Source organism: Arthrobacter sp. Y3221157 (assembly GCF_059089865.1).
Window position 1 is genome coordinate 1 of the sequence record NZ_JBNHFD010000026.1, and the last position, 20,396, is coordinate 20,396.

Sequence of the window (20,396 nt, forward strand, 5' to 3'; positions counted from 1 at the left end):
CTGAAGCCCCGCGCACCCGTGGCCGTGGCCGCAGCCGCCGGGCAGTCAGCGACGGCGTGATTGCTCCGGCAGCACCTGAAACAGTTGCCGAGGCACCTGCTGCAGCCGCTCCGGTGGAAGCTCCTGCCGCGCCGGAAGCCGCTGAATCGGAAGCTGCACCCGAGCGCCGCCAGCCGCGCACCCGCAACCGCCGCCGCGGCGAAGCTGCCGGGGCCGTGCAGGAAGCCCCCGCCGAGGCTCCGGCCGAGCAGGCCGCACCGGAACAGGCTCCCGCGGAGCAGCGCACACCTGAGCGCGCCGAAGCCCCCGCCGCCGACTCCGTCGAAGCCGGCCAGCGCACCGACCGCCGTGAGGGCCGCACGCGCAGCGGGCGGGACACCGCAGGACGCGACTCCGACGGCGGCCGCGACAACGCAGGCAGCCGCGAGGCCGGGCAGCGCGAAGGCACGCGCGACAACCGCCGTGACGACAGCGACGATACCGACGGCGGCAGCCGCAGGAACCGCCGCAACCGCCGCGACCGGAACGACCGCAATGACCGCTCCGGCGGCCAGGACCGCGACAGCTCCCGCAACGACCGCTTCCGCGACCGCAACGACCGCCGCCGCGGACGCTCCCAGGGCCCCGACGTCGACGACGTCGAAATTACCGAGGACGATGTCCTGCTGCCCGTCGCCGGCATCCTGGACGTCCTGGAGAACTACGCCTTCATCCGTACCTCCGGCTACCTGCCCGGCCCGAACGACGTCTACGTTTCCCTGGCCCAGGTCAAGAAGTACAACCTGCGCAAGGGCGACGCCGTCGTTGGTGCCATCCGTGCACCCCGTGACGGCGAGGACCGCAGCCAGCAGTCCAACCGCCAGAAATTCAACGCCCTGGTCCGGGTCACCTCCGTGAACGGCAAGACCGCAGAAGAACTCAAGGACCGCGTCGAATTCGCCAAGCTGGTTCCGCTGTACCCGTCCGAGCGGCTGCGCCTCGAGACCGATCCCAAGAAGATCGGCCCCCGCGTCATCGACCTCGTGGCACCCATCGGCAAGGGCCAGCGCGGCCTGATCGTCTCCCCGCCCAAGGCCGGAAAGACGCTCATCCTGCAGTCCATCGCGAACGCTATCACCACCAACAACCCTGAGGTCCACCTCATGATGGTGCTGGTGGACGAACGCCCCGAAGAAGTCACGGACATGCAGCGCACCGTCAAGGGCGAGGTCATTGCCTCCACCTTCGACCGCCCCGCCGATGACCACACCACCGTGGCCGAACTTTCCATCGAACGCGCCAAGCGCCTGGTGGAAATGGGCATGGACGTGGTGGTCCTGCTGGACTCCATGACCCGCCTGGGCCGTGCCTACAACCTGGCAGCACCGGCCTCGGGCCGCATCCTGTCCGGTGGTGTGGACTCCGCAGCCCTGTACCCGCCCAAGCGCTTCTTCGGTGCCGCCCGCAACATCGAAAACGGCGGTTCGCTCACCATCCTGGCCACCGCCCTCGTGGAGACCGGATCCAAGATGGACGAGGTCATCTTCGAAGAGTTCAAGGGCACCGGCAACATGGAACTCCGCCTGTCCCGCCAGCTGGCCGACAAGCGCATCTTCCCCGCCGTGGACGTCAACGCGTCCGGTACCCGCCGCGAGGAGAACCTGCTCTCGCCGGAAGAAGTCAAGATCATGTGGAAGCTGCGCCGCGTCCTCTCCGGACTCGAGACCCAGCAGAGCCTTGAACTGCTCACCAACAAGATCCGGGAAACCCAGAGCAACGTCGAGTTCCTCATGCAGGTCCAGAAGACGACGCTTGGTGCGAAGTCGGATAACGACAAATAACGCCCTTTTGAGCCGCTGATTCTGCTGTCCCCGCCCCTACGCCGGGTGGCTTGCGATCTACGATCCCAAGCCACCCGGCTTCGGCAGGCCCGATAAGAGAGACGACGAGGGCCCCGACCTGAGCTTGCGAAGGTTGGGCAGTCGTCGAACGCTCCCGGGGCAGCAGAATCAGCGGCTCGTTTCGTTTGTCCGTCACCTGAACGGGGCGGTCGCCTCCCAGCGGCAGTTCGCCCCGGTCGCCTTCCCCGTTTGTCTACCTTCGCCCTCGGGTTACTAGACTTGTACAAGTCGAAAGAGGTTTTGAAAAATGTTTGAGTCCGTACAGGGCCTGCTTGATGAGCATGATTCCATCCAGGCGCAGCTGGGGGATCCTGCTGTTTATGCTGACCAGCGGCTTGCCCGGAAGCTGGGGCGGCGGTCGGCTCAGCTGAATGGCATTGTTGAGGCCTACCACCGGTGGGAGGCCATCCGCGACGACCTTGCTGCCGCCAAGGAGATGGCTGCCGAGGATCCCGAGTTTGCTGCCGAGGTGCCCGAGCTTGAGGCTTCGCTGGAGGCTGCTGCTGCAAAGCTTCGCCGGCTGCTCATCCCGCGCGATCCCGACGACGCCCGCAACGTGATCCTCGAGGTCAAGGGCGGTGAAGGCGGTGATGAAGCCGCGCTGTTCGCCGGCGACCTCCTGCGCATGTATACCCGCTACGCCGAGTCGCGCGGCTGGAAGACTGAGATCATCTCTGCCACCGAGTCGGACCTCGGCGGCTACAAGGACGTCCAGGTGGCCGTCAAGGGCAACTCGAATGATCCCGCCGAGGGCGTGTACGCCCGGCTCAAATTCGAGGGCGGGGTACACCGCGTGCAGCGCGTTCCCGTCACCGAATCCCAGGGCCGTATCCACACGTCCGCCGCCGGCGTCCTGGTCCTGCCGGAAGTCGATGAGCCCGAAGAGCTCGAGATCAACCAGAACGACCTCAAAATCGACGTGTACCGCTCGTCCGGCCCCGGTGGACAGTCCGTGAACACCACGGACTCCGCCGTCCGCATCACCCACCTGCCCACGGGCATTGTTGTGGCCATGCAGAACGAGAAGTCGCAGCTGCAGAACCGCGAAGCTGGCATGCGGGTCCTCCGCGCCCGCATCCTGGCCCACCAGCAGGAGCAGATCGACGCCGCCAACTCCGAACAGCGGAAGTCGCAGATCCGCACCATGGACCGCTCGGAGCGCATCCGCACCTACAACTATCCGGAGAACCGCATCGCGGACCACCGGACGGGCTACAAGGCGTACAACCTGGACCAGGTCATGAACGGCGACCTGGAGCCCGTCATCCAGTCCGCCATCGAGATGGACGAGCAGGCGCGCCTGGACGCGCTGAACGATTAGTTCCTGCCGGGTATGACCAACGGGCCGGGCCAGTCCCTCGCTGCAGCGGTCAGCGAGGCAACTGCCATCCTTCGCGACGCGGGTGTCCCCAGCCCGCGCGTCGATGCCGAACTGCTGGCCGACCACCTCCTGAAGGTGGGTCTGGGCCGGCTTCGCGCCCTGATGCTGGGCGATGCGCCCGCCCCCGACGGCTACGCAGAGCTGGTGGCGGAGCGGGCCGGCCGGGTCCCCCTGCAGCACATCACCGGGGTGGCGCATTTCCGCTACCTCGAGCTGGCGGTGGGTCCCGGAGTGTTCATTCCGCGGCCGGAGACGGAGTCCGTGGCCCAGCTCGTCATCGACCACGTCAAGGGGATGCCGTCGCCCCGCATCGTGGACCTCGGCACCGGATCCGGCGCCATCGCCGGATCGATCGCTTATGAGGTCCCCGGGGCGGAGGTGCACGCCGTCGAATACAGCCGCCTGGCGCATGCCTGGGCGGCAAAGAACCTGGCGCCCCTGGGCGTCCACCTGGTGCTGGGGGACCTGCGTACGGCACTGCCGGAGCTTAACGGCACCTTCGACGTCGTGGTTTCAAACCCGCCCTACATCCCGGCAGAGGCCATCCCCAACGAGCCCGAAGTTGCGCTTCACGACCCTCCGGAAGCACTCTACGGCGGGGGAGCGGACGGCATGGAACTTCCGACGGCGGCAGCGGCCTCGGCTGCCCGGCTGCTGCGGCCAGGCGGCTTCTTTGTCATGGAGCACGCAGAGGTCCAGGCCGGTTGGATTGCTTCGATGATGGGCCGCGCGGGAACGTGGCGCAACATCACCACGCATGTGGACCTGAACCAGAAGGAGCGCGCCACCAGCGCCGTGCTCGCGGAACAGCACCACCCGGAATGAAAGAATAGGCCAGTGACCACAACCTACGACTGCACCGTTGACGACCAGCGCGCCCAGGGGCTGGAGCATGCCCAGCGCGCTATCAGCGAAAAAAGGTGCGTGGTGTTTCCCACGGATACTGTGTACGGCATCGCGGCCGATGCCTTCTCACCACAGGCCGTTACCATGCTCCTGGTATCCAAGGGACGCAGCCGCACCATGCCGCCGCCCGTCCTGATCCCGCGCATCAATGCCCTGGACGGCCTGGCCACGGATGTTTCGGCTGACGCCCGGAAGCTCGCCGAGGCGTTCTGGCCCGGCGGCCTGACCCTGATCCTGCACGCGCAGCCGTCCCTGGACTGGGACCTCGGCGAAACCAAGGGAACTGTCGCACTGCGGATGCCCGCGGACGACATCGCCCAGGAGCTGCTGACCCTCACCGGGCCGCTTGCCGTCTCCTCGGCGAACCGCACCGGCCACGCGCCGGCGCAGACCGCCGCGGCCGCCCGCGAGCAGTTGGCAGACTCTGTGGAGGTCTACCTGGAAGGCGGCTTCCGCCCTGCCGAGGGTGAAGCTGCGGTGGCCTCGACCATCGTGGACGCCACCGGGCCGCGTCTCCGGGTAGTCCGCAACGGCGCCGTCAGCCTGGACCAGCTCCGCGAACACGTGCCCGGCGTTCTTGGACTCGGGGAGATTCCCATGGCGGAGGAGGACCCGGCTGCTGAGGAGCCTGCTGGCGTGGTGCCCGCTGTGGTGCCGGCTGATGCCGTGCCCGTGGGGGAGGAACGCATCGAAGATGCGCCCGCGGCCGCAGGCTCCTCCGCCGTAGCTCCCGCACCCGGCGGTTCCCCGGCACAGGGCCAGGCTGCTCCGGACCAGAGCCAGCAGCCTTGATGACCCTGGAACGCCAGCAGATCCCGTTCCTGGAGGTTGATGCGACCCCGCTGCGGGTTCCCGAACTGGTGGAAGCGCTCAGCCGCTATATCCAGGACGGATCCACCCGGACGGTCCTGGGCCACAACCTGCACAGCGTCACCCTGACGCTGTCCGACGACGGCTTCCGCTCCCTGTACGAGCGCAGCGACGTGGTGCTCCTTGACGGTGCCCCGGTGCTGTGGCTGTGGGGGAGGACCGGCAATGCCGAGGGCCCGGTCATGGACTACCGACTGGGCTCAACCGACTGGCTTCCCGCCCTGGACCAGGTGCGGGGACTGGAACGGATCGCCGTCGTGGGAGCCGGCGCCGAGGCGAATGCGGGTGCGGTCGCGAGGCTGAAGGCCATCGTTCCCGGCGCGCACGTGGCCGGATTCCCGGGAGAGAACTGGAACCCCGGCCTCGAAGATGCCGCCGTTCAATGGCTGTACCGCCAGCAGCCGCAGCTGGTCCTGCTGGGGCTTGGCATGCCGCTGCAGGAACAAGTTCTCCAGCGCCGGCTGGAGTCGCTGCCGCCCGCTGTGTATTGCGCCGTGGGCGGTGCCATTGAGCAGCTCGCGGGTGTCCAGAAGCTGGCACCCCGCTGGCTTGGCCGCCTTGGCCTCGAATGGGCCTGGCGCCTCCTCCTGCATCCCCGGCGCGTCGCCTACCGGGTCTTCGGCGAGCCGTGGGTCCTCCTGTGGCTCCTGGCCGGCAGGCGGCTGCGCAGGAAGTAAAGGCCGCAGGAAGTAAAGGCCGCAGGAACTGCAGGACGCGGCCTAGAACTTCTGGTCCTCCAGGGGTGCAAAGCCCTTGCCCCGCAGGCCTTTGCTGAACGATGAGGCCCAGCCCAGGAACCCTGCCAGGTCCCGTCGCTGCAGGAAGTAGCCCGCGTACCCGCCCACATCGGCCACCAGCGAACGGACGCGGAAGTAGCGCCGGATCAGGTACCCGCGGTTACGGTAGTAGTAGTACCGCTTGAACGCATTCTCGGGAACGATGACGTGCCAGCGGGCGCCATAGACGTGCTGTGTTTCGGCAAAGGCATGGGGATGCGTAATGGCCGTGGTGGTCACGGTCCCGAAGCGTATCCCGGCCTTCCGGAGGCGGATGGTGAAGTCAACCTCGTCGCCGCGGATGAAGAGGCGCATGTCGGGCAGGCCCACCTTGAAGAAGACGTCGGAACGGATCAGCGCGCCGTTGAAGAAATGCCCGTCGTTGGGCAGGAACCCCAGCTTTTCAACCTCGGCCCTGCTGTGAGTGACTTTTCCGTCCAGGCGGAAGAAGAAGGACAGCCGGTCCGGATGCCCCGGGGCCGTCACCAGCGGGACCACCGCTTCAAGGTCGCGCGCCTCCGCCTCCCGCAGCAGGGTGGCGAGGCATTCGGGATCCGCAGGTTCGGCGTCGTCATCCATCATCCAGATCCACCTGGCGCCGCTGGCCACCGCCTTGAGCGCGGCCAGCGCGAAGCCGCCTGCTCCGCCCAGGTTGGCCTCCGACCTGACGTAGTCCACATTTTCGTGCCGGCCGGCGACCTCACGCGCCGGCTCCGTTCCGCTGTCCACCAGGCAAATGGTGTCCACCGCCGCCGTCTGCGAGTTGATCGAATCCAGCAGTACAGCCAGTTCCTTCGGGCGGTTGAAGGTGACGGCGGCAACTGCAATGCGGGGGGTCATGAAGGGTCCTTTCAGCATGGCTGTCAGGGAGTTCCCCGCTCGTAATGCGCCGTGTGGCGCGGAGCCATGAAGCCGGTGGCGCTAGTATCTTTGACTAGAGTCCACTGTAATACAGCCCTGTAAGGCACTGCGTGTCAGCCATTTCGCACTGCCTGCTGCGTGCTCGGCGACGGAGAAGTTTCATTTATCGAAGAACAGATTCCCTGCCAGTGAGCCCACCCGCCGGTGTACAGCCGCCAACGCTGCTCCGCTGCATTTCCACCCCAGTTGAAACGGCCGACACCCCATGATCATGTACCTGCTCATGGGGCTGACTGCTGCCGTCGTGTCCTATGCCGCCACCTGGGGTGCCCGCGTGGTGGGCCACCGGCTCGAACTGCACCTGCCCATCCGCAGCCGCGATGTGCATTCAACCCCCGTCACGAGGCTCGGGGGAGTCGCAATCTTCCTGGGCGTGATGGTGGCGCTGATCGTTGCGAGCCAGTCCTTCTTCGTCAAGGACATCTACCGGAACAACTTCTCGCCGTGGGGCGTCCTTGCCGGCGCTGCCGTGATCGTCCTCGTGGGTGTGGCGGACGACCTGCTGGACATCCGGTGGTGGGTGAAGCTCATCGGCCAGAGTGCCGCCGCCCTGACCGTGGCGGTCTGGGGCGTCCAGATGACCATCGTGCCCTGGGTACCGGAACCCATCTACCTGGAAAACGAAACCATCCGGGTGGTGCTCACCGCGGGGCTGATCGTCACCACCATGAACGCCTTCAACTTCATTGACGGCCTGGACGGACTGGCCGCCGGCGTGGCCATCATCGGCGGCACCGCGTTCTTCTTTACCGCGTACTGGGTGCACCGCAACGCCGTCCTCCTGGACTATTCGGACCTCGCCACCCTCATCACCGCAGTCCTGGTAGGCAGCTGCCTGGGCTTCCTGCCGCACAACTGGTTCCCCTCGAAAATCTTCATGGGGGACTCCGGCGCCATGCTGATCGGGCTGCTCATGGCCTCCGCCGGTGTGGTCTCCACCGGCCAGATCACCAGCGGGCTTTACGACCGGGCCAACGGTATCTCCACCGTGATTCCCATCCTGCTGCCGTTTGCCGTCCTGTTCCTGCCGCTGCTGGACCTGGGCCTTGCGGTGGTCCGCAGGACCGCGCGCGGCCGGTCGCCGTGGTCCGCCGACCGGGGCCACCTGCACCACAAGCTCATGGACATCGGCTACTCGCACCGCACTGCCGTAGTCCTGATGTACCTGTGGACCGGCGTGCTGTCGTTCGGGGGACTGGCTTTTGCCATCTTCCCGTGGCAGATCGTCCTCGCTGTTGACCTCTTCGCCACCCTGGTGATGGGCCTCGTCACCGCGTGGCCCTACCTCGCGCGCCGTAACGAGGAAACTGCGGCGTAACGCCGGTGCGTAACCATTTCTATCTCATGTAGAATTTAGGGGCAGCCAAAGCTGCCCCTCCACCCCGCCGTGCGGCTTGCTGCCGCTTGGTACCGACGATTGGGATCGCATGACCTCCAACGCCGAGTCCGGACCCGCGTCCGGCAAAGGACCCGTTGGTGCTTCCGGTCCCACCCGGTCCCTTTGGCTGCATCTCCTGAAGCTCAGTTCCGCAGCTGCGGCGGCGGGACTGGTGCTGTGCGCCGGGGCTGCATCGCTACTGGACGGCTCCGCCGGTGCGGTGTCCGTTCTGCTGGGTGGTCTCCTGGTGATGCTGTTCTTCGGAACAAGCCTCCTGGTGGGCCATTTCGTGGGACGCAGCAATCCCTCCGGTGCCATCGGCGTGTTCGTGGCCACCTACTTCATCAAGGTGGTGGGGTTCGCCGCGGTCCTGTTTGTGGTGGGCGCTCCGCAATGGCTGCACGGCCGCTGGTTTGTTGCAGGTGCGGTGGCCGCCGTCGTTTTGTGGCAGGTCGCTGAGCTCTCTGGTTTCAGCAAAGCCCGCCTGCAGATCTACAACGATCCAGAAACCAAGGAAGCCTCCGATGCGTGACCCCAAAAAGTCCGGAAAAGCCTCCGCCGGCAAGCCCGTATCCGGCGGCTCCGCCCCCGGCGTCTCAGGCAACAACTCCGACGGCGGATACAACGCCGGGATGGCCGTCTTCAGCTACATCATTGGCGGAATCATCGTCTGGAGTTTGATAGGGTGGGGACTGGATTATATGTGGGGAACGCGCTGGATTGTGCTCGCAGGCGCTCTGCTTGGAGCCGTCGGAGGTTTTTACCTTTCCCACATGCATGGCCTCACCAGTTCTCGTAAAAATGCTGGCGAGCGTCCTGCTGCCAGCGGGCCGTCCACGGACGGCGACACTAATGCCAAATAATTTCACAGGGGGAACAGCAGGCCGTCAGGCTGCCGGTCCCCGCCCAACGCCCAATGATGGACACTGCAGAGAGGAAACGCGTTGATCGCGCTTGCGCTCCCGGCCCAAGATTCAGGAGAGTTCGCTCCTCCTGGTATTAACGAAATGCATTTGCCGGCAATCCTGCCGTGGGGTGCCGCAGAAGGATTCTCCAAGCAGATGCTGCTGGTCCTCCTCTCTGTCGCCATTATCGCCACCTTCTTCGTGCTGGCCGCACGCAAGCAGCAGCTGGTACCCGGCAAGCTCCAGTTCGCCGGCGAAGCCGCGTACGGCTTTGTCCGCAACGGAATCGCCAAGGACATCATCGGCGGCAGGGACTTTATCAAGTACGTCCCGCTGCTGTTCAGCCTGTTCTTCTTCATCCTGGTGAACAACATTTACGGCGCCATCCCGCTGATCCAGCTCCCCACCTTCTCCCACGTTGGTGGCGCGTACGTGCTGGCCGGCCTCGTCTACTTCACCTGGATCGCCATCGGCGTCAAGAAGAACGGCCTGCGCTACTTCAAGCTGGCCACCGTTCCCTCGGGTGTTCCGTGGTTCATCCTTCCGATCGTCATCCCGATCGAGATCATCTCCAACTTCCTGGTCCGGCCCGTCACGCACAGCCTCCGTCTGTTCGCCACGATGCTCGCAGGCCACCTCATTGTGATGATCGCCGGCTCCGGCATCGAATACCTGGTCATGCAGGAAAACATCCTGCTCAAGGGAACCTCGGTCCTGGTCCTGGCAGGTGCCATCGCGATGTACATGCTCGAGGCGCTGATCATGGTCCTGCAGGCCTACGTCTTTACCCTGCTGACCGCGATCTACATCGAAGGCGCACTGCACGCCGACAGCCACTAGGCAATGCCGCCGGATGCAATTCCGGCAGGCACACAGACTTCCCCTTCGCGGGGGATGAAGCAACCCAAACAACCTGCCACTGAAGTGGCATCTTGAAAGGAAGAAAAATGGAAGGCAATCTCAACCTCGTAGGTTACGGTCTGTCCGCAATCGGCGGTGGTATCGGTGTTGGCCTCGTATTCGCTGCTTACATCAACGGCGTTGCCCGTCAGCCTGAAGCTCAGCGCGTGCTGCAGCCGATCGCGTTCCTCGGCCTTGCGCTGACTGAAGCCCTCGCCATCCTCGGCTTGGTCTTCGCCTTCGTTCTCTAGTCCTGGAACGAAGCGAACTTACAGAACCGAGTAGAAAAGGACGGGTGAAAAAATGGCTCAGCTGATCATCTCAGCCGCCACTGAGGGCGAAGTCAATCCCCTGATGCCCAACATCTGGGAAATGGGCGTTGTCCTCGTGGGCTTTGCCATCCTCATGTTCATCGTGGTCAAGTTCGTTGTCCCGATGTTCGAAAAGACCTTCGCCGAGCGTGCCGAGGCTATTGAAGGCGGCATTGCAAAGGCTGAAAAGGCCCAGGCTGAGGCGTCTGCTGCACTCGAAGAGTACAAGCAGCAGCTGACCGACGCCCGCACCGAAGCCAACCGCATCCGTGAGGAAGCCCGCGCGGAGGGTGCCCAGATCCTTGCGGATCTCAAGGAGAAGGCAGCTGCAGAGTCTGCCCGCATCACCGCGCAGGCCCACGCACAGATCGAATCCGAGCGCCAGGCGGCCGTTGTGTCCCTGCGTTCAGAGGTGGGCACCCTGGCCACCACCCTTGCCGGCCGCATCGTGGGCGAATCGCTCAACGACGATGAGCGCGCAGCGCGGGTAGTTGACCGTTTCCTGGCAGATCTGGAGACCCAGAACGCAGGTGCAGCAAAGTAATGGCAGGCGTATCGAGCGAATCGCTGGCAACAGCGCTGGCCGCGCTGGAAGCCAAGCTTCCCACCGCGTCGCTGCAGCTGGCAAAGGAACTCTTCGGAATTCTGGAAATGGTGGACAGCTCGGCTGGCTTGCGCCGCGCCCTGACTGACCCGTCGCGTTCAGGTGACGAAAAGTCGGCGCTGGTGAGGCAGCTGGTTGGCGGAAAAGTCTCCGCTGATGCTGCAGAGATCGCATCCGGACTGGCCAGTTCACGCTGGGCATCGGCGCGCGATATCGGCGATGCACTCGAGACTCTTGCCGCAACGGTGGTCATTTCCGTTGCTGAAAACAAGTCGGCCGTTTCTGCCTCCGGAATCACTGGCCTGGAAGAGCTGGAGAACGAGCTGTTCTCCTTCAACCAGGCTGTTGCCTCCAGCCACGAGGTACAACGTGCTCTGTCCGAGCCGCAGGCCAGTGCAGCCGCCAAGGCTGCCCTCGCCGCGAAGCTGGTGCCCGGGGTGGGTGAGGAAGCAAAGGTCCTCATCACCCAGGCAGTTTCCCAGCCCCGGGGCATCAAGCCCACCCGGCTCGTTGAACGGTTCGCCGAACTGGCGGCCAAGCGGCAGCAGCGCTGGATTGCAACGGTCAGCGTGACCCGACCCCTGACGCAGACGCAGCTGGAACGCCTCCGGGCGGGCCTGAATGCTCTGTACGGGCGGGAACTGAAGATCAACGTCAATGTTGATCCAGCACTCATTGGCGGAATCCGCGTCCAGGTCGGTGACGAAGTGCTCGACGCTTCGGTCATCACCAGGCTGGGCGAGCTGCAACGCCAGCTGGCCGGCTAGCCGGACAAGCACCAACAAACTGATAGAAACCCCGGTCACCTTAACGGTGATCACAAAACAGGAGAGCAGGGACTGCAGATGGCCGAATTGACCATCAACGCCGACGACGTCCGTATTGCGCTGAACGAGTTCGCGGCGTCCTACGAACCCGGAAACGCAGAGCGCGTAGAGGTCGGCCGCGTAACCACCGCTAGTGACGGCATCGCCCGTGTTGAGGGCCTCCCCTCGGTCATGGCGAACGAGCTGCTGCGCTTCGAGGACGGCACCCTGGGCCTGGCCCAGAACCTCGACGTCCGCGAAATCGGCGTCATCGTCCTCGGCGACTTCACCGGCATCGAAGAAGGCCAGGAAGTCCACCGCACCGGTCAGGTACTGTCCGTGCCCGTGGGCGACGCCTTCCTTGGCCGTGTTGTTGACCCGCTGGGCGTGCCCATCGATGACCTCGGCGAGATCAAGGCCGAGACCACCCGTGCACTGGAGCTGCAGGCTCCAGGCGTGACCCAGCGCAAGTCGGTGCACGAGCCGATGCAGACCGGGCTCAAGGCCATCGACGCCATGATCCCGATCGGCCGCGGCCAGCGCCAGCTGATCATTGGCGACCGCCAGACCGGCAAGTCCGCGATCGCGATCGACACCATCATCAACCAGAAGGCCAACTGGGCTTCCGGCGACGTGACCAAGCAGGTCCGCTGCATCTACGTGGCGATCGGCCAGAAGGCGTCCACCATCGCCGCCATCCGCCAGACCCTCGAGGACAACGGCGCGCTGGAGTACACCACCATCGTGGCGTCCCCTGCTTCCGACCCCGCGGGCTTCAAGTACCTGGCACCGTACGCCGGTTCGGCCATCGGCCAGCACTGGATGTACGGCGGCAAGCACGTCCTCATTGTGTTCGATGACCTGTCCAAGCAGGCTGAGGCCTACCGTGCAGTGTCGCTGCTCCTCCGCCGCCCGCCGGGACGCGAAGCCTACCCGGGTGACGTCTTCTACCTGCACTCCCGCCTGCTGGAGCGTTGTGCCAAGCTCTCCGACGAACTGGGTGCCGGTTCCATGACGGGCCTGCCGCTGATCGAAACCAAGGCGAACGACGTATCGGCCTACATCCCGACCAACGTCATCTCCATCACCGACGGCCAGATCTTCCTCCAGTCGGACCTCTTCAACGCCAACCAGCGCCCCGCCGTTGACGTGGGTGTCTCGGTGTCCCGCGTGGGCGGTGCCGCACAGGTCAAGTCCATGAAGAAGGTCTCCGGCACGTTGAAACTGGATCTCGCCCAGTACCGCGACATGCAGGCATTCGCCATGTTCGCCTCGGATCTGGACGCGGCATCCCGGCAGCAGCTGACCCGTGGTGCCCGACTGATGGAACTGCTGAAGCAGGGCCAGTACTCGCCGTTCCCGGTTGAGAACCAGGTCGTCTCCATCTGGGCCGGTACCAACGGCTACCTGGATGACGTTCCGGTTGAGGACATCAGGCGCTTCGAGCGCGATTTCCTGGACCACCTGGGCCGGAAGTCCTCCATCCTCACCACGCTGGCCCAGACCAACGTTCTTGACGACGACACCGTTGCAGCTCTGAAGTCCGCCATCGTGGACTTCAAGAAGGGCTTCTTCGGTGAAGGCGACAACCACCTGGTGGGTGCGGGCCACGAGGAGCATGAGTCCATCTCCGAGGGCGACGTTGACCAGGAAAAGATCGTCAAGCAGAAGCGCTAGTTCCGCTCACCGGGTGTGCCGGGCCTCAGGGTCCGGCACACCCGGTTTACGGAATGTTAGGAAAGGATAAGTATGGGAGCCCAGATTCGGGTCTACCGCCAGAAGATCAGCTCGACCACGTCGATGCGCAAGATCTTCAAGGCGATGGAACTGATCGCTACCTCGCGCATTGGCAAGGCCCGTGCGCGCGTAGCAGCTTCACTGCCTTACGCGAACGCGATCACGCGTGCCGTTTCTGCTGTCGCAAGCCAAAGCGAAATCGACCACCCGCTGACCACCGAGCCCGAGCAGATCCGCCGTGCCGCAGTCCTGGTAATCACCTCGGACCGTGGCCTGGCAGGATCCTACTCAGCCAGTGTCCTCAAGCAGGCGGAAGGTCTCAACGAGCTTCTCCACGCTGAAGGCAAGGAAGTCAAAACCTACCTCGTGGGCCGGAAGGCGCAGGCTTACTTCGACTTCCGGAACCGCCAGTACGCGCGGGTCTGGACCGGAGGAACGGACGCGCCGGAGTTCGGCACCGCCCGTGAAATCGGGGACGCGCTGCTGGCCGATTTCGCCACAGACTATGAAGACGGTGGGGTGGACGAGATCCACGTCGTCTACACGCGCTTCAAGTCGATGGTGACCCAGGAGCCCACGGTCATCCGCCTGCTGCCCCTGGAGGTAGTGGAAGAGGAAGCCGCCTCCGAGTCGGACCTGCTGCCGCTGTACGAGTTCGAGCCGGAAACCGAGCAGGTTCTTGATGCCCTGTTGCCGCGCTACATCGAATCGCGGCTGTTCGCAGCCATGCTGCAGGCCGCTGCATCCGAACTGGCTGCGCGCCAGCGTGCGATGAAGTCGGCAGGGGACAACGCCACGGACCTGATCAAGAAGTACACGCGTCTGCGCAACACGGCCCGCCAGGCCGAGATTACGCAGGAGCTCTCCGAGATTGTTGCCGGCGCCGACGCCCTCGCGTCATAGGCCTGGCCGCGGTTCCGTTGAACCTGCACCACACAGATAAACTTAACCCCACGCCATCTACTGAGTGAAGTGAGAGAGATGACTGCCACTGCTACCGAAAACGTAGCCGCAACGACCGGTGCCACCGGTCGTATTGCGCGCGTCATCGGCCCGGTTGTCGACGTCGAATTCCCGGCTGACGCAATCCCGTCGATCTACAACGCACTCACCACCGAGATTACTCTCAACGGTGAGACCAAGACCATCACGTTCGAGACCTCCCAGCACCTGGGTGACAACCTCGTCCGCGCCATCTCCCTGCAGGCAACCGACGGCCTGGTCCGCGGCACGTCCGTGGTGGACAGCGGCGCCCCGATCTCCGTGCCCGTCGGCGACGGCGTCAAGGGCCACATCTTCAACGTCCTGGGCCAGCCCCTGGACGTTGCCGAGTCGGACCTGGACATCAGCGAACGCTGGCCGATCCACCGCAAGGCACCCTCCTTCGCCCAGCTCGAAGGCTCCACCGAGATGCTCGAAACCGGCATCAAGGTCATCGACCTCCTGACCCCCTACATCAAGGGTGGAAAGATCGGCCTCTTCGGCGGCGCCGGTGTGGGCAAGACCGTTCTGATCCAGGAAATGATCACGCGTGTTGCCCGCAACTTCGGTGGTACCTCGGTATTCGCCGGTGTTGGCGAGCGTACCCGTGAAGGTAACGACCTCTGGGTTGAAATGGAAGAGGCAGGCGTCCTCAAGGACACCGCCCTTGTGTTCGGCCAGATGGACGAGCCGCCGGGAACGCGCCTTCGTGTGGCCCTGTCCGCCCTGACCATGGCGGAGTACTTCCGCGATGTCCAGAAGCAGGACGTGCTGCTCTTCATCGACAACATCTTCCGCTTCACCCAGGCCGGTTCCGAGGTTTCCACGCTGCTCGGCCGTATGCCGTCCGCCGTGGGCTACCAGCCCAACCTGGCTGACGAGATGGGCCTCCTGCAGGAGCGCATCACCTCCACCAAGGGCCACTCCATCACCTCGATGCAGGCCATCTACGTCCCCGCAGATGACTACACCGACCCGGCTCCGGCAACCACCTTCGCGCACCTGGACGCGACCACGGAACTTTCCCGTGAAATCGCCTCCCGTGGTCTGTACCCGGCCGTTGACCCGCTGACGTCCACCTCCCGAATCCTGGATCCCCAGTACATCGGCCAGGACCACTACAACACGGCTGTCCGTGTGAAGCAGATCCTGCAGAAGAACAAGGAACTCCAGGACATCATCGCCATCCTCGGCGTTGACGAACTGTCGGAAGAGGACAAGATCGTCGTGTCCCGTGCACGCCGCATCCAGCAGTTCCTGTCCCAGAACACCTACACCGCCAAGCAGTTCACCGGCGTTGAAGGCTCCACGGTCTCCATCAAGGACACTGTTGAAGGCTTCACTGCCATCTGCGACGGAGACCTCGACCACATCGCAGAGCAGGCGTTCTTCAACGTCGGCGGCCTGGATGACGTTGAGCGCCAGTGGGCCAAGATCCAGGAACAGACCAAGTAATATGGCTGAGCTTGAGGTTGAGATTGTCGCAGCGGACCACTTCGTGTGGTCCGGAGCGGCCAAGATGGTCAAGGCCCGCACCAGCGATGGTGAAATCGGAATCCTGCCCGGCCACTCGCCCCTGCTGGCGATCCTGGCCGAAGGTGAGCTGGCTATCCAGCCGGTGTCCGGTGACCGTATTGCAGTAGCTGTCGACGGCGGGTTCTTCTCCGTGGACAACAACCGCGTGGTTATTGTGGCTGACAACGCCCACTTGGGTGAGTCGGCTACCGCTGGGATTCGCTAGCATCACCTTGATGGACGCATCTAGTCTTCCGTTCATCGCACTGGCAACCGCCTTTGGTTTGCTGATTATTGCACTGTGCCTTTCGGGGGTGCGCCGCTTCAACCTGCGGCGTGCCCTCGGCACGGTGGACGCCTCCATCTGCATGGCTGGAAACAGCTGGCAGATGGGGGTTTGTCGTTATCAGGACAATGATCTGGAGTGGTTCCGGCTGCTCTCGCTCAGTGTCCGCCCCAAACACCGCTTCAAGCGGCACTCGCTTGAGCTCCTGGGCCGCCGCAAGCCCACTGAGGCCGAGGCCGTCAAGGTCCAGCCCGACGTCGTGATCGTTGAACTGCGCTATGAAGGCCAGGACCTCCGGCTCGCCATGAAGTTCGACGCCTACACTGGCCTCTCCTCGTGGCTGGAGGCCGGACCGGTCATCGGCGTGGGGACCTGGCGCTAGCCGGCGTGGACTGGTTCTTCGACGCCAGGCTGATTGACGGCCCCCTGTACTGGGCAGCCCTCGTCCTGGGTGCCGCCGGGGCTGGCTACCTCCTGTTGCCGCCCCCTTCGCCTCCGAACGGACGCCGCTGGATCTTCCGCATCATCGCGGCCGGGGCTGCCGCCTTTGCCCTGGTGGCCACTGTCCACTGGGCCCTCATCAACGTTTTCACCGTCTTCCCCGAGAACATTCCGGACACCGTCCTGCTCTGGGTGGTGCCCGCCGTCGCCGCCGTGCTCCTGGGCCTGATGCGCCTTCCGCACGCCAGCTGGCCGCGCCGCGGGACCGCCATCCTGGCCGCACTCCTGGTGGTCGCGCTGTCTTCGGTGCAGATCAACGCCTACTTCGGCCTGAACAGGACTGTCAGCGACCTTTTGGGAACAACCTTGTCGCGGATTCCCACCCTTGAAGCCGGGCTGATGCGCCAGCCCGGTCAGCCTGACGGCGCGCCACTGGACGGCTGGAGCCCGCAGGGGGAACTTCCGGCCGGGGGAGCCCTTCGCAGGGCCTCGATTCCCGGAACCCTGTCCGGGATGGACACGCGGGAAGCCTACATCTACCTGCCGCCCGCGTACTTCGCCCCCAACCGCCCGGCGCTTCCGGTCCTGGTCCTGATCGCGGGCCAGCCGGGCGGCCCGGCGGACTGGCTGACGGGCGGGACCATCCAGGCCCACATGGACTCCTACGCCGCAGCACACGGCGGGGTGGCGCCGGTAGTGGTGATTCCCGACCCCAACGGTTCCCAGTCGGCCAACACCATGTGCATGGACAGCCGGATTGCCCGGGCCGATACCTACCTCACCAAGGATGTCACCGGGTGGATCAGCTCCACGCTCGTGGTAGACACCAGCCACAGCCGCTGGGCAACGGGCGGTTTCTCGTTCGGCGGCACCTGCGCAGTGCAACTGGCCACGCGGCACCCGGAACTCTTCCCTGCGGCACTGGCATTCTCTGCGGAAGCCGAACCGGCCATCGCAAAGGAACGGCAGAAAACCATCGACGCCGCCTTCCCCGGTGATCCCGAGGCCTTCAACCGGCAGACGCCGCTGGCCATCATGCAGCAGCAAAGGTTCGAAGGCAGCGGCCTGTACCTGACGGCCGGACAGAACGATCCCGAGTTCGTGGCGTACTTGCGGACACTGGCGGCAGCAGCGGAAACGGCGGGTTTCACGGTACGGGCCTATGAGGTGGAAAACACCGGCCATTCCTGGGACACGTCCTCGCGGCGGATTGCGGATGCCCTGGATTTCCTCATGGACCGATGGGGGCTTCGGCGGTGAGCTCCGGGAGGGAGGTCCGCACCGCAACACTGGCCTGGGACACCGTGATCCGGCCAGCACTGGCCCGTGCCGCCGGCGAGCTGCGGTCCGTACCGTTCAGCCTGTGCGTCCTTGCGGTGTTCCTCGCTGCCGGCGCCGTAACAGGCAGCTTCCTGGCGGGGCCTCCGGAGCACCTGCTGGAACTGGCCGGCGTGAGCGGGCCCGGTCTCCGTGACGGCAACTGGTGGCAGCTCTTTACCAGCCTCTTTTTCGCTACCAACCCCCTGGCGTACCTGGCAGCGTCACTGATGATCATCGTGCTGCTGGGGCTTGCGGAGCGGAAACTGGGGTCCCGGGCAGCGGCCGCCCTGCTGTTCGGTGGCCAGTTTGCCGCGGTGACACTGTTCCTGCTCATCACCCAGCTGGCGGCGTACGGCGGAGACGGGTGGCTGGACCAGATGGCGGACGACATCCTGATCGGGCCCTACGGTCCGGTCCTTGCTGCAGGCCTGGCCGGCAGTGCACGGCTGCCCGTGCTGTGGCAGCGGCGGCTGCGGACGGCGGTGATCTCCGTTTCGCTCCTGCTGGTCCTGTACGTGGGGCACGCCGAAACGGTCATCGGCCTGCTTGGCGCCCTCCTCGGCCTCCTGGCTGGCTGGTGGATCCAGGGCGACCAGGGCCACCTGCACCGGCACCGGTCAACGGGCCGGGAGGCGAGGAACCTCCTGGCCCTGACCGTCGCCGTCTTCGCTGTCGGACCTATCCTCACCGGAATAGCGCGTGCGCCCACCGGGCCGCTGGCACTGCTGCGCGACGTGGTGCTGAACCCGATGCCCACGCTCAGCCAGCTCGCACTGAACTGCGGGGCAACCGTTGAGGCCTCCTGCCTGGAAGCGGGACGTGCAGGATTCGCCGGCCCGTTCGGGCTCGCCCTGGCCGTTGTGCCGGTTCTCCTGCTGCTGATCTGCGCCGACGGCATGCGCCGGGGCCGGAGGCTGGCACTGAACATCGCCATTGCCATCCAGCTGGCCGTCACGGCACTGGCGGCCGTCTATCTCGCCCTCTTTGCGCTGGTGCCCTCGCGTCCGGAGGGGCCGCAGGCTGCCCCCATGGGATCGGCCTTCGCGCACGTGCTGCCGCTCGTCGTCGTGCCCCTCCTGCTCGCCGTAGTCCTCTGGCTCAACCGGCGGCAGTTCCGGGTGCAGACGCTGCCTGCTGCCCGCCGCACGCTGGCCCTGGTGGTCGGCGGCACCTGGGGAGTCCTGGCAACCGCCTACGCCGGCGCATGGTTCTGGTCAGGCGGCCTGGAGCGCGACGGCGGGCTGCTGGGACTTTTCGCCGAGCTGGCGAGGCAGTACGTCCCGGTTCCCATCCCGCAGCACTACCACCGGGTTTTTGCCGACCGGAACAGCGTGGAGGCAGTCCTGTTTGCCTACTCGGGCCCCGTGTTCTGGGTGGTGGCACTGGTGGCCGTGTGGTGGGTGCTGATTGGACACCATGGCCATGACTCCGGATGGCAGGACCGAGCCAGGGCGCGGGAACTGCTGCACCAGGGCGGCGGCCCGCTGTCCTGGATGGCACTGTGGGAGCCCAACACCTACTGGTTCAGCCCGGACGGGCAGGGTGCAGTTGCGTACCAGCGGCACGGCAGCGTGGCATTGACCCTGGGCGGGGCAATCGGACCAGGACAGTCACAGCCGGCGGTCACAGAGGGGTTCCTGGCCTATTGCCGCAGCCACGCCCTGATCCCGGCGCTCTACTCCTGCGACGGCTCCATGTGGCCGGCGTTGCAGGAGCGCGGGTTCGCCCGGGTGCCGGTTGCGCAGGAGACCCGGCTCGCCATCCGGGAGCTGGAGTTCAAAGGCAAGGAATGGCAGAACGTCCGGACCGCGCTGAACCGGGCGGCAAAGCTGGGGGTTGAGGCGGTGTGGGGCCCCTACCACGCGCTGCCGGCCTCACTGAGGTCGAAGCTCAACGAGGTCTCGGAGGAGTGGGCGGCCAACAAGTCCGTCCCCGAAATGGGCTTCACCCTGGGCGGGGTGGACGAGCTGGACGACGACGAGGTCCTGTGCTGCCTGGCCGTGGACGGCAACGGCACGGTCCATGGCGTGACCAGTTGGCTTCCGGTGTACGACGGCGGGCGGCTGGTCAGCAGGACGCTGGATGTCATGCGGCGGGGTGCGGAAGGATTTCCGGGCGTCATGGAATTCCTCATCGCCTCGGCCGTGCTGGAGCTGCGCGGATCAGTGGAGGTGATCTCCCTGTCCGGCTCCCCGCTGGCCAACCACGGCGGCGCGAACGACAGTACCGGGGACCGGGACGGGGCCGAAAACCTGGTCCGCATCCTCGACCTTGTGGGGCATGCCTTGGAGCCGGTGTACGGCTTCCGTTCCCTGGCCGCGTTCAAGTCCCGGTTCAAGCCCGAGTACCGCGCCCTGTACCTCTACTACCAGGACCCGCTGCACCTGCCGGCGATCGGCCGCGCGCTGACCCGCGCGTACCTGCCCGGGCTTTCCCTGCCGCAGGGAGCACGGCTGGTCAGCAAACTGGTCAAGTAAG

Annotated in this window: 20 protein-coding genes; 19 read left to right on the top strand and 1 reads right to left on the bottom strand. The window is 65.3% G+C overall.

Annotated features, from left to right (window positions below; translation table 11 throughout):
* The 5 genes from rho to AC5RTT_RS09220 all read left to right on the top strand — a co-directional run.
* Positions 1-1,820: transcription termination factor Rho (gene rho, locus AC5RTT_RS09200; protein WP_494144935.1), on the top strand; the 1,820-nt coding region annotated here is incomplete at its 5' end.
* 307 nt (positions 1,821-2,127) lie between these two features.
* On the top strand, positions 2,128-3,201 hold the full coding sequence (prfA, locus tag AC5RTT_RS09205; RefSeq protein ID WP_494008642.1) for a peptide chain release factor 1: 1,074 nt from the start codon (positions 2,128-2,130) through the stop codon (positions 3,199-3,201).
* Between the two features lie 12 nt (positions 3,202-3,213).
* Positions 3,214-4,086: a peptide chain release factor N(5)-glutamine methyltransferase gene (prmC, locus tag AC5RTT_RS09210; RefSeq protein ID WP_494144936.1), complete on the top strand. Its 873-nt coding sequence runs from the start codon at positions 3,214-3,216 to the stop codon at positions 4,084-4,086.
* A gap of 12 nt (positions 4,087-4,098) precedes the next feature.
* The gene (locus tag AC5RTT_RS09215; RefSeq protein ID WP_494144937.1) at positions 4,099-4,959 is read left to right on the top strand and encodes an L-threonylcarbamoyladenylate synthase; all 861 of its coding nucleotides are present in this window, start codon (positions 4,099-4,101) and stop codon (positions 4,957-4,959) included.
* Positions 4,959-5,714, top strand: coding sequence for a WecB/TagA/CpsF family glycosyltransferase (locus tag AC5RTT_RS09220; protein WP_494144938.1), 756 nt, complete (start codon positions 4,959-4,961; stop codon positions 5,712-5,714). Before AC5RTT_RS09215 ends, AC5RTT_RS09220 begins: the two co-directional genes overlap by 1 nt.
* A 42-nt stretch (positions 5,715-5,756) precedes the next feature.
* Here AC5RTT_RS09220 and AC5RTT_RS09225 read toward each other — a convergent pair whose 3' ends face one another.
* Positions 5,757-6,653, bottom strand: coding sequence for a glycosyltransferase (locus tag AC5RTT_RS09225; RefSeq protein WP_494144939.1), 897 nt, complete (start codon positions 6,651-6,653; stop codon positions 5,757-5,759).
* A gap of 286 nt (positions 6,654-6,939) precedes the next feature.
* On the opposite strand from AC5RTT_RS09225, the gene AC5RTT_RS09230 reads away from it, so the two are divergent.
* From AC5RTT_RS09230 to AC5RTT_RS09295, 14 genes are all read left to right on the top strand, one after another.
* Positions 6,940-8,052: an MraY family glycosyltransferase gene (locus AC5RTT_RS09230; protein WP_494008637.1), complete on the top strand. Its 1,113-nt coding sequence runs from the start codon at positions 6,940-6,942 to the stop codon at positions 8,050-8,052.
* A 109-nt stretch (positions 8,053-8,161) separates the two neighbouring features.
* The gene (locus AC5RTT_RS09235; RefSeq protein WP_494144940.1) at positions 8,162-8,644 is read left to right on the top strand and encodes a Cg1360 family ATP-synthase-associated protein; all 483 of its coding nucleotides are present in this window, start codon (positions 8,162-8,164) and stop codon (positions 8,642-8,644) included.
* On the top strand, positions 8,637-8,975 hold the full coding sequence (locus AC5RTT_RS09240; RefSeq protein WP_494050752.1) for an AtpZ/AtpI family protein: 339 nt from the start codon (positions 8,637-8,639) through the stop codon (positions 8,973-8,975). The genes AC5RTT_RS09235 and AC5RTT_RS09240 overlap by 8 nt, the downstream gene beginning before the upstream one ends.
* An 81-nt stretch (positions 8,976-9,056) precedes the next feature.
* The gene (atpB, locus tag AC5RTT_RS09245) at positions 9,057-9,857 is read left to right on the top strand and encodes a F0F1 ATP synthase subunit A (RefSeq protein ID WP_035751787.1); all 801 of its coding nucleotides are present in this window, start codon (positions 9,057-9,059) and stop codon (positions 9,855-9,857) included.
* A 107-nt stretch (positions 9,858-9,964) separates the two neighbouring features.
* Positions 9,965-10,168, top strand: coding sequence for an ATP synthase F0 subunit C (gene atpE / locus AC5RTT_RS09250; RefSeq protein WP_009356484.1), 204 nt, complete (start codon positions 9,965-9,967; stop codon positions 10,166-10,168).
* Positions 10,169-10,220: 52 nt separating this feature from the next.
* The gene (locus AC5RTT_RS09255) at positions 10,221-10,772 is read left to right on the top strand and encodes a F0F1 ATP synthase subunit B (RefSeq protein ID WP_009356485.1); all 552 of its coding nucleotides are present in this window, start codon (positions 10,221-10,223) and stop codon (positions 10,770-10,772) included.
* On the top strand, positions 10,772-11,599 hold the full coding sequence (locus AC5RTT_RS09260) for a F0F1 ATP synthase subunit delta (protein WP_494144941.1): 828 nt from the start codon (positions 10,772-10,774) through the stop codon (positions 11,597-11,599). The genes AC5RTT_RS09255 and AC5RTT_RS09260 overlap by 1 nt, the downstream gene beginning before the upstream one ends.
* Positions 11,600-11,677: 78 nt before the next feature.
* On the top strand, positions 11,678-13,315 hold the full coding sequence (atpA, locus tag AC5RTT_RS09265) for a F0F1 ATP synthase subunit alpha (protein WP_494144942.1): 1,638 nt from the start codon (positions 11,678-11,680) through the stop codon (positions 13,313-13,315).
* Positions 13,316-13,387: 72 nt separating this feature from the next.
* Positions 13,388-14,278: a F0F1 ATP synthase subunit gamma gene (locus AC5RTT_RS09270; RefSeq protein WP_494050748.1), complete on the top strand. Its 891-nt coding sequence runs from the start codon at positions 13,388-13,390 to the stop codon at positions 14,276-14,278.
* 78 nt (positions 14,279-14,356) lie between these two features.
* Complete coding sequence (atpD, locus tag AC5RTT_RS09275; RefSeq protein WP_494144943.1) at positions 14,357-15,811, top strand: F0F1 ATP synthase subunit beta; 1,455 nt, start codon at positions 14,357-14,359, stop codon at positions 15,809-15,811.
* 1 nt (position 15,812) lies between these two features.
* Entirely contained in the window at positions 15,813-16,097 is a 285-nt protein-coding gene (locus AC5RTT_RS09280) for a F0F1 ATP synthase subunit epsilon (protein WP_009356490.1), read from the top strand.
* 10 nt (positions 16,098-16,107) lie between these two features.
* Positions 16,108-16,539, top strand: a complete 432-nt coding sequence (locus tag AC5RTT_RS09285) for a DUF2550 domain-containing protein (protein WP_494050746.1) — start codon at positions 16,108-16,110, stop codon at positions 16,537-16,539.
* 5 nt (positions 16,540-16,544) lie between these two features.
* Entirely contained in the window at positions 16,545-17,858 is a 1,314-nt protein-coding gene (locus tag AC5RTT_RS09290) for an alpha/beta hydrolase (protein WP_494144944.1), read from the top strand.
* Positions 17,840-20,395 carry a bifunctional lysylphosphatidylglycerol flippase/synthetase MprF gene (locus tag AC5RTT_RS09295; RefSeq protein ID WP_494144945.1) on the top strand — a complete coding sequence of 852 codons (2,556 nt, stop codon included), beginning with the start codon at positions 17,840-17,842 and terminating at the stop codon, positions 20,393-20,395. The genes AC5RTT_RS09290 and AC5RTT_RS09295 overlap by 19 nt, the downstream gene beginning before the upstream one ends.
* Position 20,396: the final 1 nt, after the last annotated feature.

What these genes read in the sequence shown, in the direction of transcription:
- AC5RTT_RS09230 (WP_494008637.1), top strand. Translation starts at nt 6,940, where the DNA reads ATGATCATGTACCTGCTCATGGGGCTGACTGCTGCCGTCGTGTCCTAT.
- AC5RTT_RS09295 (WP_494144945.1), top strand. Translation starts at nt 17,840, where the DNA reads ATGGGGGCTTCGGCGGTGAGCTCCGGGAGGGAGGTCCGCACCGCAACA.
- atpA (WP_494144942.1), top strand. Translation starts at nt 11,678, where the DNA reads ATGGCCGAATTGACCATCAACGCCGACGACGTCCGTATTGCGCTGAAC.
- AC5RTT_RS09240 (WP_494050752.1), top strand. Translation starts at nt 8,637, where the DNA reads ATGCGTGACCCCAAAAAGTCCGGAAAAGCCTCCGCCGGCAAGCCCGTA.
- AC5RTT_RS09280 (WP_009356490.1), top strand. Translation starts at nt 15,813, where the DNA reads ATGGCTGAGCTTGAGGTTGAGATTGTCGCAGCGGACCACTTCGTGTGG.
- AC5RTT_RS09225 (WP_494144939.1), bottom strand. Translation starts at nt 6,653, where the DNA reads ATGACCCCCCGCATTGCAGTTGCCGCCGTCACCTTCAACCGCCCGAAG.
- AC5RTT_RS09260 (WP_494144941.1), top strand. Translation starts at nt 10,772, where the DNA reads ATGGCAGGCGTATCGAGCGAATCGCTGGCAACAGCGCTGGCCGCGCTG.
- AC5RTT_RS09270 (WP_494050748.1), top strand. Translation starts at nt 13,388, where the DNA reads ATGGGAGCCCAGATTCGGGTCTACCGCCAGAAGATCAGCTCGACCACG.
- AC5RTT_RS09255 (WP_009356485.1), top strand. Translation starts at nt 10,221, where the DNA reads ATGGCTCAGCTGATCATCTCAGCCGCCACTGAGGGCGAAGTCAATCCC.
- atpD (WP_494144943.1), top strand. Translation starts at nt 14,357, where the DNA reads ATGACTGCCACTGCTACCGAAAACGTAGCCGCAACGACCGGTGCCACC.
- AC5RTT_RS09235 (WP_494144940.1), top strand. Translation starts at nt 8,162, where the DNA reads ATGACCTCCAACGCCGAGTCCGGACCCGCGTCCGGCAAAGGACCCGTT.
- prmC (WP_494144936.1), top strand. Translation starts at nt 3,214, where the DNA reads ATGACCAACGGGCCGGGCCAGTCCCTCGCTGCAGCGGTCAGCGAGGCA.
- atpE (WP_009356484.1), top strand. Translation starts at nt 9,965, where the DNA reads ATGGAAGGCAATCTCAACCTCGTAGGTTACGGTCTGTCCGCAATCGGC.
- AC5RTT_RS09220 (WP_494144938.1), top strand. Translation starts at nt 4,959, where the DNA reads ATGACCCTGGAACGCCAGCAGATCCCGTTCCTGGAGGTTGATGCGACC.
- AC5RTT_RS09285 (WP_494050746.1), top strand. Translation starts at nt 16,108, where the DNA reads ATGGACGCATCTAGTCTTCCGTTCATCGCACTGGCAACCGCCTTTGGT.
- prfA (WP_494008642.1), top strand. Translation starts at nt 2,128, where the DNA reads ATGTTTGAGTCCGTACAGGGCCTGCTTGATGAGCATGATTCCATCCAG.